The organism is Staphylococcus sp. 191 (genome assembly GCF_011174885.1).
Taxonomy (GTDB): Bacteria; Bacillota; Bacilli; order Staphylococcales; family Staphylococcaceae; genus Staphylococcus; species Staphylococcus coagulans.
This window is the reverse complement of sequence record NZ_PNRJ01000010.1, coordinates 1-12,134: the sequence shown is the minus strand read 5'-3', so window position 1 is coordinate 12,134 and position 12,134 is coordinate 1. Positions and strand designations below refer to the sequence as shown.

The following is a 12,134-nucleotide window of genomic DNA, read 5'->3' as shown; positions in this document are numbered from 1 at the left end:
TGTTATTTACCCCATCTGAGTACAATCGAACCCCAAGTGAGTCCGCCACCAAATCCAACAAATACAACAATATCATCATCTTTAATACGTCCATTCTCTAATTCCTGCTTCACACTGAGCGGAATAGACGCTGCAGAAGTATTCCCGTATTTATCAACTGAGACACTCATTTTTTCTTTTGGCAAATCTAAACGCTGACGCGCTGATTCCATAATGCGAATGTTTGCTTGATGTGGTATAAACATATTAATATCTTCCGCATTCAGATGTGCTTTTTCAACTGCACGTTGTGAGGATTCTCCCATTACGCGTACAGCAAATTTAAAAACTTCACGTCCATTCATACGGATAAAATTCGTCTCTTGGTCTTGATAGAGGTATTTTCCTCCAATGCCATCAGAGCCTAACTCATAGCTCAGAATACCACGATTTCCGGATACTTCGCCAATAATAACTGCTCCAGCGCCGTCACCAAATAAAATAGCTGTTGAACGGTCGTTTAAATCTGTAATTTTAGAGAGTTTATCTGCACCCACAACAAGTACATTTTGATATTCTCCAGAAAGTACGAACGAACGTGCTGTCACAATACCATGCATAAATCCAGAACAAGCTGCTAATTGATCCATAGATGCAACTTTATTTAATCCTAAACGTTGTTGTAACATATTTGCTACTGTCGGGAATCGGTGATCGCCTGTAGATGTTGCAACAATAACCATGTCTATATCTTGCGCATTAATACCTGCATCTTCAATCGCCCTCACACTTGCCTCGTAAGCTAAATCAGAAGTATCTTGATCTTCATTAGCCCATCTACGTTCTTTAATCCCAGTCATTTGAGAAATCCATTCATCAGATGTATCTAGGTACGATTCAAAATATGCATTATCAACAACTCGATCAGGTGCATAAGCGCCAAATCCTTTAATACCTACATTCATGGTTTGAACACCTTCTTTTAAATTTTTTAATACCAGGTATTAATTTACCACAATGTGATAAAAAAAGACAAGCGAGATGCTAGGATAGCTATACAAATCACTACAAGAATATTATAATGAAAATATCAATCATATGGAGGCAATATAAAATGAAATACTTCATCACATTGATTTGGGCTATTTTACTTTTAGAAATGGTCAATTTTGTTTTAAATAGTCTTAATGGTGGAGGGCCAATTAACCTTATCACACCAATTTTTCTTGCTGTAGTTATGGTTATTGTTATTGCACTCTTGGATGCCGCTGGTAGACCAAACCACGATTCGCATTAGCGATAACCTTATTGAGTAGGGCATTGAATTTGCCTTTACTATGCAAGAGACCAACGTTCTCAATCATCGATAAAGCCCGAGTTTTTCGTATTCTATACGAATTCATCTCGGGCTTCGTTTTTATCTCTTTAATATTATGAAGTATGTTGAATTACTCAGTCTCCATCGTTTAACCTCAACCATACAATCGTAATTTGTTTAAATATAAACCGAATAAAAATAGCCATGAAATCATCTTATTCACGATTTCTAATGGCTATTTTTTTCTATACTTATTTCATATCAATTGTTTTAACTTTGTTTGTTTTTTGATCGAAATATTTAAGTGATTGTTTACGTTTTTCTAATTTTTGTTTCGCGCTGATACTGTAGTCATTGTTGTACAATGTTGCTTCCCAGCTACCATACATTGGGTTAGGGAAAATAATGTATTTGCTTCCAAAATCGTCTTCATGTTGTCTTACAAGTTCTTCACGTGATTTTGCTGTCGGTTGTTTTGGCTCATCAAAATCAAGCAAGTTATCACCAAATAACATCACTAAGTTGTAATCAGTGCGTACTTTATCACGACGCTCTGTTTTACCCTTTTCGCCTTCTTTTTTCAACAATACATGTTTTTTGTCAGCTTGTGGTAATTTTTCTTTTTTCAAGTTTTTAATCGTAGCGTCAAGCTCTTTTTCATGTGAACGGTCAGAGACATAGAATATTTCTACATCATGCTTGTCCGCATATTTCAAGAAGTCTTTAGCGCCATATACTGGTTTTGCTTGTGCGCTTTTTACCCACTCTTGCCAACCTTCTGGGAATGTTTTACCATTTAAAACACTTGCAGCTTGGTAAGGTGAATTATCAAGTACCGTTTCATCAATATCAAGAACGATGGCTAATTTTTTACCACCTTTATGATTTTTAATTTTTTTGCTCAATGTTTCTTTAGCTGTATTATAACCTTGCGCATATAATGCTTTAGCTTCAGCAGAATTTTGATACCAAGAAACACTCATCATATTTTGTTGTGCTAGTTCTTTTGTCGCTTGAGTTTCTGCTTGTGTTGCCGTTTGTTGTGCTTGAGTCGCTTGGCCACCTCCTGCATACGCTTGATAAGGTACGCTTGAAGAAGCAATACCTAAAGCTAAAAGTGCTGCAGTCGTCTTTGTCCATTTATTCATGTATTTTGTCACCTTTTTCCTATGTATTATGTGCGAAACAGAAATAAAAAGTCATTATCTTATCCACACATATATATTATATGCTTTTATAGTAAATCTCAATATTTCTATAAAATTTTTAACATTTTTTATAATACATCTGTGCACAATTAAAAAAATAAGAGTAGGACATGAAAATAAAATTACTTTCAGTCCTACTCTTACGTTTCAGTTATATTAGATGACGCTTTATGCTTCTACTTCATTCGTCGGTTTTTCTACTTTAAATTGTATTTCATTGTTTTCTAAATAACCATACACTTTTGTACCTTCTGGAAGATGATCTTTAATCATCATTCTTGCTAAAGGTGTTTCGACATGTCTTTGAACAAAACGTTTTAATGGACGCGCACCAAACTGTGGTTCGTATGCTTCTTCACCCATCCATTTTTCAGCTTCATCACTCATTTCGAGTTGGATGCGTTGATCCATCAAGCGCATGTTTAAATTGTTGAGGATTTTATCAACAATCATTTTCATATCATCAATAGAAAGCGGTTTGAATAACACAATATCGTCCATTCGGTTTAAAATTTCTGGTTTAAAATATGCATTCAAACTGCTAGTGACTGCTTTTTCTGTTTCTTCAGTAATAACACCTGTATCTTTTACATTTTCTAATAAAATTTGTGAACCAATGTTACTTGTCATAATGATGATTGCATTTTTGAAATCTACACTACGACCTTTAGAATCAGTAAGTCGACCTTCATCTAAAATTTGAAGCAACACATTAAATACATCCGTATGTGCTTTTTCTATCTCATCTAACAAAATAACTGAATAAGGGTTCCGTCTCACCGCTTCAGTTAATTGTCCACCTTCATCGTGTCCAACGTATCCCGGAGGTGCTCCAATTAACCTTGAGACAGAATGTTTTTCCATGTATTCACTCATATCGATACGAATCATATGCTTTTCTGAATCAAACAATGACGAAGCCAATGCTTTAGCAAGCTCTGTTTTACCAACACCCGTAGGTCCTAAGAACAAGAATGAGCCAATTGGTCGGTTAGGATCTTTAATACCTACTCTCGCACGTACAACGGCATCTGATACAAGATCAACGGCTTGATCTTGTCCTACCACTCGACGATGAAGGATATCAGATAAGTGCAATAATTTTTCACGTTCTGTTTCAACAAGTTTTGAAACTGGAATACCTGTCCATTGACTTACAATTTCTCCAATTTCTTCATCAGTTACAACTTCACGTATAATGCGATCTGAATCTTCACCTTGTGCTTCTTGAAATGAAGCTTCGAGCGCTTTCAATTCTTTTTCAAGTTCTGGTATTTTACCGTGTTGTAACACCGCTGCTTTTTCCAAGTCATAATTATTTTCTGCATCTTCTAAAGCTTTACGACTTTCATCAAGTTCTGCCCGTTTTTCTTGTACTTTAGCAATTTTTTCTTTTTCATTTTCAACACGCGCTTGTAAAGCCGCTTGTTTTTCTTTTTCTTCAGCGAGTTCTTCTTGTAACTCTTTCAAACGAATACGACTTGCTTCGTCTGACTCTTTTTTCAATGCGTTTTCTTCAATTTCTAATTGCATCACACGACGGTTCGCTTGGTCTAATTCAGTAGGGTTAGAGCCCATTTCAGTTCTGATTGTTGCTGAAGCTTGGTCGACAAGGTCAATAGCTTTGTCTGGCAAGAATCGATCCGTAATATAACGATCAGATAGATCTGCAGCAGCAACGAGTGCACGGTCTTGAATACGTACACCATGATGCACTTCATAACGTTCTTTTAAACCACGTAAAATAGAAATCGTATCTTCAATATTAGGCTCAGCAACATTCACTTTTTGAAAACGTCGTTCTAAAGCTGAATCTTTCTCAATATATTCTCGATATTCATTCAAAGTTGTGGCACCGATACAGTGCAACTCTCCTCGTGCTAACATTGGTTTAAGCATATTACCTGCATCCATAGCACCGTCTGTTTTTCCTGCACCTACCAGCATATGAATTTCATCTATAAATAACAGAATACGCCCGTCTGATTCTTTGACTTCTTTTAATACTGCTTTTAATCTTTCTTCAAATTCACCACGGTATTTTGCCCCAGCCACAAGTGCGCTTAAATCGAGCTCGAATACCGTTTTATCAAGCAATGAATCCGGAACATCTTTTTTTACAATTCGTTGTGCTAATCCTTCAACGATTGCTGTTTTACCTACACCAGGTTCTCCGATTAATACTGGATTATTTTTTGTTTTACGACTCAAAATACGGATTGTGTTACGAATTTCTTCATCTCGTCCAATAACAGGATCCATGTTACCTTTACGTACCTCTTCCACTAAGTCGCGTCCATATTTTGATAATGCTTCATAGTTAACTTCAGGGTTTTGTGTAGTCACATGATTCCCTCCTCTTATCTTTTTAATAATTTCGACAATCACTTCTTTTTTATGTTCTACAAAACGTTTCATCGTTTCATCAATATCTATCGCTGCTAGCAAAATGTGCTCCATTGATATAAATTGATCATCATACGTTTTCATATATTTTTCTGCAGTTGTAAAAAGTTGATTCGTTTGTGGCGAAATATACTGACCATATTGTACTTGATCGCCTTTCATCGTTGGATAACTTTTCAATTTATTATCTAAAGCGCGTTCTAACTCTTCTATATTAATATTTGCACGCTCTAATACACTTTTAAATAAACTATCTGGTTCTTCGAGAACTGCTTTAAGTACAGCTTCTACTTCTATATTGGTTAATTGATAGGTTTTCGCATAATCAATTGCTTTCTGAAGTGCATTTTGAATTGCATGTGTCATTTGATTAATATCCAAAATGGCTCACCCCTCTATTAAAATAGGTCAACGTTGACTTTGACTTTCTTTGACCTTAGTTATATTATAACCCTCACTATCGAAAAAATCAATGCTTAGTTTGACTTTTTTTGACCTTTTTAAAAATTAAATTTACAGTGCTTTGAATGCTACATCTATGCATTTGCCTGATATTTTGAATTTAAAACATTAATACTGGTTACTTATAAAATAAGTCGCGACAAAACCCACCTGATAACTAGGCGTTTCATCGCGACTGTATTACAGCACTCTGTTTTATCATCCTTTTTTCGATCCTATTTTTTATCTGTAGGATGATTTTGTTCTATTTCATGAATGATACTATGCGTTAATGCTCTCACACCCGGTGGCTCTAAATGAATGCCGTCTGGTGCAAAATATTCTGTATGATTTGCAGATTTTTGATACCAATCGACTAATGTGACGTTTCCACGTTTTTTAGCTGCCTTTTTCAATACATCATTGACATGTCCTTCATAAGAACGCGGAACTCTTGTATTGACAACATAAATATCTGCTTTATCAAATAAGTCTAATAGTGTATCAAGCTGGTCTTCTGTAAAGTCTCCGTTTGTTCCTAACTCTAAAACGATAATATCATCTTTGTTTTTATATTGCTTGTAATTCTCTTTGACTAACGGAATCGCTTGAATGAGATTTCGGCCGACCTTACCATTAATATCTGCATTGGATACATAAGATTTAAAGTAATCCCCAATATCCACCATAACCGAATCACCAATAAGTAATGGTTTCCATGAAGCATACTGACTATGATCTCCTTTAACAGTGAAACCATTGATTTCAAGTTGTGGCAGAGGTAATGGTCTGACAATAAGTTTATCTAACTCTTCAGTATTGACCTCAGTAACATGCTGTGCTTTATGGTTTGATAGTGAATTAAATGCACCAGCAAAAACGAGCATACTCGGTAATAGTAAAATAAGTACAAGCCAAGTCCGTAAAACTTTTTGTGACCGCCAGTTTCTAAGTTGTTTAAAAGTAAAAGCATGGAATCCCATTTTTCTGAAAGGTTGTTCAATGAAGCGATATGAAAATTCTGCCATGCCAAACATTAGGAGAAGCTCGATTAAATAGACAAACGTCGGTATTTGTCCTTGTACAAATTGGTGATGAATAAATACAATGATTGGATAGTGCCAAAGGTATAAACTATATGAGCGACTTCCAATATATGTAAAAACCCGATTGCCTAATAATTTAGCAAAATAGCCTGAAGGATGTACACTACTTGCAATGATGAATAAAGTGACACCTGATATAAGAAAAAAGCCACCATAATATAACCAATTACCTGCTTCTTCAACATTTTTAAAACATAAGATTAAAATCACTAAGCCGATTAATCCAATGGCATCTATCACACTTTTTAAAGTTTGATTGATTTTAGCACTCAACTTAAAAGGTGGCCATATCCATGCAAGAATAACCCCCATTAATAAAGTTTGTAGACGTGTATCCGTACCAAAATAAACACGTGCGACATTTTCTTGTGGTACATATAACACAGCCATTGTCACAAGTGATATAAAGAGTAATGTATAAAAAGTGATACGAATCCATTTTGTTCGTCGTACGAAAGTCAATAATCCTAAAAGGACAAGTGGAAAAACGAGATAAAATTGTTCCTCAATTGCGAGTGACCATAAATGTTTAAAAGGGGCAACCGCAAATTGTTCAAAATAATCTACATTCTGAATGATATACCACCAGTTTGAAACATAAAAAACCGCAGCAATCGCATCTGAACGAATCGGTTTGATTTCTGAAGGCTCAAAAATGAGCGTCAACAGTAAGACACTCATAATTAGAAAAAATACCGCTGGAATGAGTCGCTTAAACCGTCTCAACCAAAATGACTTTAAATCAATTTTGCCTGTATTGTAATATTCTGTTAGTAATAAACTCGTAATCAAATAACCTGAGATAACAAAAAATGTATCTACCCCTAAAAAACCACCTGGTAACCATTGTGGATTGAGATGATAAATGATAATAGCGATGACTGCCACAGCTCTTAATCCGTCTAACCCTGGCATATATCGTGATTTTAAATAACGTTTCCCTCTATGTTCAAAATCCCACACACGCATCATTCTTTCCAAATTAATGTAATATTGTACAAACTATGTATTGATTATTTATTGTATACTCTTATTTCAAATCGCGCAATTCTAATTTAGCCTTCAAAATTAAAAAATTTATATGCCAACAGAGGTTTGCACATCAACCCCAAAATAAATAGCGCTCAGATGATTTTTAATAGAAAATCATCTGAGCGCTTCCTTTTTATGATAAAACTTCGTATTGTATGACTTCACTTTCCGAGGGGGTAGCCTTAGCCTGTAGTCTTTGGCTCGTCCTGTTTCCTCAGGCGTCTCTTCAACAATACTTCGTTTATGCATGTTATAACTCACTGTTATAGTTATAAATAAATCACTTTCGCAACGTTTAATTAATAGCGACAAGAACTAAATTAACGGTGAATTGATTTATCCACTTTATAAACGTTTAGGATTTAAAATATATCCATATCGAAATAAACGATATTTATTTGAAAATACATTCACTTCGATGCTTCTCTATAATTTTTGCGGTTTTGATTTTCTAAAAAGCTTTCATCGTCTCATAAAATTGACCTCTTTATCTTCATGATTATCATAATTAACAAGAAGATTACATGAGATTTCTGTATTACACCCAAAATCCAATTTGGCTTCATCGTAGTTTGTACTTCAATTAAGTCAAATTGAGTTGAGACTTCAGCTCCTATGCAAGAACGTCCAGGAAGGCATAGTTACCTATGGCTTTATATCCAGAAGTCTTTATAATGATGTTTCACCTTAAAACGTGCTTAGCTTACACCTAGTGCAATTTTTGCGTAACGTGACATCATGTCTTTGCTCCATGGTGGATTCCAAACAATATTCACTTCTGTATCTTGAATTTCTGGAAGTTCTGCTAATACTGTTTTCACTTGATCTACAATTTGCGGTCCAAGTGGACAACCAATTGAAGTTAATGTCATCTCAACAGTACACAATCCATCATCATCTAAATCCACTTTATAAACAAGTCCTAAGTTAACGACATCTATACCTAATTCAGGATCTATTACATTTTCTAATGCACCAAGTATACTATCTTTAAGTGCCTCTTCCATCCGTATCACCTCTTTAATCTTATTACTAGTAACAATATATCAAAATCCCCACTTTTCGACAATAAAATGCTATGATATTGATACATTGAAACTTGGTATTAAGGAGAATTATGAATGAAGCAATTTTTAATTTGTTTAGATTTAGATGGGACATTATTAAATGACCAAAAAGAAATATCACCCTACACTTTCCGTGTTCTAAAAACGCTTCAACAACAGGGACACGCAATTATGATTGCTACAGGTAGACCTTACAGAGCCAGTCGCTTATATTATGAACAACTTGGCCTCAATACACCTGTAGTGAATTTTAATGGTGCCTTTGTACATCACCCGCATGACCCCCAATTCGAAACGCAACATCATCGTTTGGATGAAGGAATTGCAACAAGTATCATCGAATCACTTAAAAAAATGGAAATTCAAAATATAATTGCTGAAGTTAAAGACTGTGTATTTATAGATCAACCTGATCATCGCCTTTTTGAAGGCTTTAGTATGGGAAACCCCGTCACAAAAGTGGGAGATTTAAGAGAAAATTTAAATGAAGATCCAACAAGCTTACTCATTGAAGCAGAGGAAATGATGATTCCACGTATTAAACAAATGCTCACACGCTTTTACGCTGAAAATATTGAACATCGTCGTTGGGGTGCCCCTTTCCCAGTGATTGAAATTGTTAAAAAAGGAATTAGTAAAGCTGTCGGTATTGATTACGTTAAAGATTATCTTCAAATCGATCACGAACAGATTATCGCATTTGGTGACGAGGACAATGATATCGAAATGATAAAGTATGCTAATCACGGTGTCGCAATGGGAAATGCAATAGAAGAATTAAAACATGTTGCAAAAGAAACAACTCTATCTAATAATGAAGATGGTATAGGTTTATATTTAAATGGATTTTTTAATTTGAATATTTCGAAAGAATAAAAATTGAATTCAATAAAAAGACACAAAGGAGAAAAAAAGATGTCCAAAAAAATCATTGTTGTCGGAGCTGTCGCTGGTGGCGCTACATGTGCAAGCCAAATACGACGCTTAGACAGAGAAAGTAGCATCACAGTATATGAAAAAGACCGCGATATGAGCTTCGCGAATTGTGGTTTACCTTATTACCTCGGAAATATTGTCGAGTCCCGTTCTAAATTGTTAGCAACTAATCCGGAACAATTTAAAGAAAGCAAAGATATAACGGTAAAAGTGCATCATGAAGTCATTCAAATTAATAGTGCATCTAATAAAATTCAAGTTAAAAATCATTTAACGGGTGAAATTTTTGAAGATGACTACGATATTCTTGTTTTAAGTCCAGGTGCACGCGCGAGTCGCCTTAACTTCGAAGCGCCTCACCTCTTTACATTACGTAATATGGAAGATACAGATAAAATTGATTCTTTCATTGAACAGAATAACGTTCAGCGTGTCCTTATTGTAGGTGCGGGTTATGTTAGTCTAGAAGTGCTTGAAAACTTGTATGAGCGTGGCTTACAACCTACACTCATCCACCGTTCCGAAGCGGTTAATAAATTAATGGATCAAGATATGAACCAAGTTCTATTTGATGCATTAGAAGTACGAAATATTCCTTATCGTTTGAATGAAGAAATTAAAGATATTTCAGGAAAAACAGTCACATTTACTTCTGGTGCAGTAGAAGATTATGATTTAATCATTACAGGCGTAGGCGTGACACCGAACTCTGAATTCATTCAAGATTCAGGTGTTCAACTTGATGCGAGAGGTTATATTCCAGTTAATGAACATTTCCAAACAAATATTCCAAACATTTACGCGCTTGGGGATATTATTACGAGTTTCTACCGTCATGTTGAACAACCTGCACATGTGCCATTAGCTTGGGGTGCACATAGAGGCGCTAGTATTATAGCTGAACAAGTTGCAGGTAATGATGCGATTGCTTTTAAAGGGTATCTCGGTGCAAGTATCGTTAAATTCTTTGACTATACTTTAGCAAGTACAGGCCTTTCACCAAGAGAACTTAAAAATTATGATTATGAAATGGTCGAAGTGAATAGCCCTGCATGTGCAAACTATTATCCTCGTAATGCACGCATTCATCTTCGTATTTATTTCGATAAAAATACACGTCAACTCTTGAGAGCAGCAGCTGTCGGAGAAATGGGTGTCGATAAGCGTATCGATGTGCTCACGATGGCCATGATGCATCGTATGACTGTCGATGAATTGACGGAATTTGAAGTTGCGTATGCCCCACCTTTCAGTCATCCTAAAGATTTAATCAATATGATTGGCTATAAAGCAAGAAATCTTTAATAAGTTAATAAAAAGCGAAATAGATTCACAATTTGTCGTTTGAAGCACAGAGTAGGACAATGCAATCAATTTAATTTTGTTGGTCTGCTTTGACAAAGATAATGTGGATTGTACAAAGCTTAAAATAAGCGCAGGCGCAATCCAGAAATCTTTAGCTCTATACTTGTATAAACCTTGCGATTAAGCAAAAAAGACGCGGTTGGCATATAACGACCCATCGCGTCTTTTGTTTAATCTTTTAAGTTTCTTATTATTTAAAAAGTGCCGTAATCGGACCCCATGGTAAAATAGCACCTAAAATAATCGTAATCACTGCTACAATCCATGTCGCAATAAACAAACCACGACTTGGCATTTGTTTTTTCTTACGAGCAATCGTCACTTCCATTAATCCGACAACAGCAATGCCGCCTATCATTTTTAAAGTTAATAACATATGACTTGCGCCTGCTGTAGTAAATGCCTTAATTAAAAGCCAAAAACCAGTAATCAATACAAACACCATAAATAAACGTGTAGCCATATGTAACGATTTAAATAAAGGTGTTGGCCCTTGTTTACTCGAATAGTTTTCATAAGCCGCAAAGAATAAAATCAATAAAATAATCCAGCTAATAATATGCAAATTAACTAAAACCATATCCATGTAACCTCCTTAATTAAACAATCTTCCCCATCTCAACCTATAGATTGCTTCTATACATTTTAAATTGCCTATTTTATCAATTTCAAACCTTAGGCAAAATAAAACATTTCATCTTTTATATTAAAACGATTTAAAACAAAATACAAATAAACAGGAGGCGATGCGCTGTACGAGCATATGAGAAAAATCGGCTATTTAAACACAAAAAGAGCGAGACAAAAGTCGATTTGACTTTGTCATCCCGCTCTAACATAAGTGACTTAAATAGCGCTAGTGTGTCGTTGAAAGGCATATAATTTTGGTTCTTTGTCAACATCGGTTGGCGAGACGATAACGCATTAAGCAACGTTATTTTGTTGTTTAATGCGTTTTTTATATTCACTTACAAATACCTTGGAAATGATTAAGATTCGATTCCTAAAATTCCAGAAATTTCTATAACCATAAGAAACCCGTTTAATCAGTTTTATTTTATTATTAATTCCCTCAATTGGCCCATTCGTTAAATGTGGGTAACGCATCGTATTTGAGATATAGGGCAAGTATTTGATGAATGTTTGAATGACGCGCTTGAGGCCTTGTGAAATATCTTTTGTCTTTGAATCCTGTAAGATGAACTGTAATTACTGGATATCGTTTGCTTTTAAGGCACTTAAAAGACGATGCCCTGTTTCATATGTCTCTTTGAGC

9 protein-coding genes and 1 pseudogene are annotated in these 12,134 nt (G+C 35.2%); 3 read left to right on the top strand and 7 right to left on the bottom strand.

What is annotated here, in order from left to right:
* Window positions 1-2 precede the first annotated feature (2 nt).
* A complete protein-coding gene (locus C1H58_RS07960; RefSeq protein WP_165545869.1) occupies window positions 3-944 on the bottom strand; it encodes a beta-ketoacyl-ACP synthase III in 942 nt (313 codons plus the stop codon).
* Between the two features lie 149 nt (window positions 945-1,093).
* Here C1H58_RS07960 and C1H58_RS07955 point away from each other — a divergent pair, with 149 nt between their 5' ends.
* Window positions 1,094-1,276: a DUF2929 family protein gene (locus C1H58_RS07955; RefSeq protein ID WP_050331461.1), complete on the top strand. Its 183-nt coding sequence runs from the start codon at window positions 1,094-1,096 to the stop codon at window positions 1,274-1,276.
* A 272-nt stretch (window positions 1,277-1,548) separates the two neighbouring features.
* On the opposite strand, the gene C1H58_RS07950 is transcribed toward C1H58_RS07955, so the two are convergent.
* The 4 genes from C1H58_RS07950 to C1H58_RS07935 form a co-directional block, all read right to left on the bottom strand.
* Complete coding sequence (locus C1H58_RS07950) at window positions 1,549-2,445, bottom strand: 5'-nucleotidase, lipoprotein e(P4) family (RefSeq protein WP_165545868.1); 897 nt, start codon at window positions 2,443-2,445, stop codon at window positions 1,549-1,551.
* A 228-nt stretch (window positions 2,446-2,673) separates the two neighbouring features.
* Window positions 2,674-5,292, bottom strand: coding sequence for an ATP-dependent chaperone ClpB (gene clpB, locus C1H58_RS07945; protein WP_165545867.1), 2,619 nt, complete (start codon window positions 5,290-5,292; stop codon window positions 2,674-2,676).
* Window positions 5,293-5,588: 296 nt separating this feature from the next.
* Window positions 5,589-7,427 (bottom strand): acyltransferase family protein, encoded by a 1,839-nt coding sequence (locus tag C1H58_RS07940; protein ID WP_165545907.1) that lies wholly within the window; start codon window positions 7,425-7,427, stop codon window positions 5,589-5,591.
* 761 nt (window positions 7,428-8,188) lie between these two features.
* Window positions 8,189-8,497, bottom strand: a complete 309-nt coding sequence (locus C1H58_RS07935) for a metal-sulfur cluster assembly factor (protein WP_016424635.1) — start codon at window positions 8,495-8,497, stop codon at window positions 8,189-8,191.
* A gap of 114 nt (window positions 8,498-8,611) precedes the next feature.
* Here C1H58_RS07935 and C1H58_RS07930 point away from each other — a divergent pair, with 114 nt between their 5' ends.
* Both C1H58_RS07930 and C1H58_RS07925 read left to right on the top strand, forming a co-directional pair.
* A complete protein-coding gene (locus tag C1H58_RS07930) occupies window positions 8,612-9,433 on the top strand; it encodes a Cof-type HAD-IIB family hydrolase (protein ID WP_165545866.1) in 822 nt (273 codons plus the stop codon).
* A gap of 39 nt (window positions 9,434-9,472) precedes the next feature.
* A complete protein-coding gene (locus C1H58_RS07925) occupies window positions 9,473-10,798 on the top strand; it encodes a CoA-disulfide reductase (protein WP_165545865.1) in 1,326 nt (441 codons plus the stop codon).
* 250 nt (window positions 10,799-11,048) lie between these two features.
* Here the strand turns inward: C1H58_RS07925 and C1H58_RS07920 are convergent, their stop codons facing one another.
* Window positions 11,049-11,438: a YisL family protein gene (locus C1H58_RS07920; protein WP_165545864.1), complete on the bottom strand. Its 390-nt coding sequence runs from the start codon at window positions 11,436-11,438 to the stop codon at window positions 11,049-11,051.
* A 344-nt stretch (window positions 11,439-11,782) separates the two neighbouring features.
* Window positions 11,783-12,134, bottom strand: a pseudogene (locus C1H58_RS07915) (transposase); the annotation flags it as partial.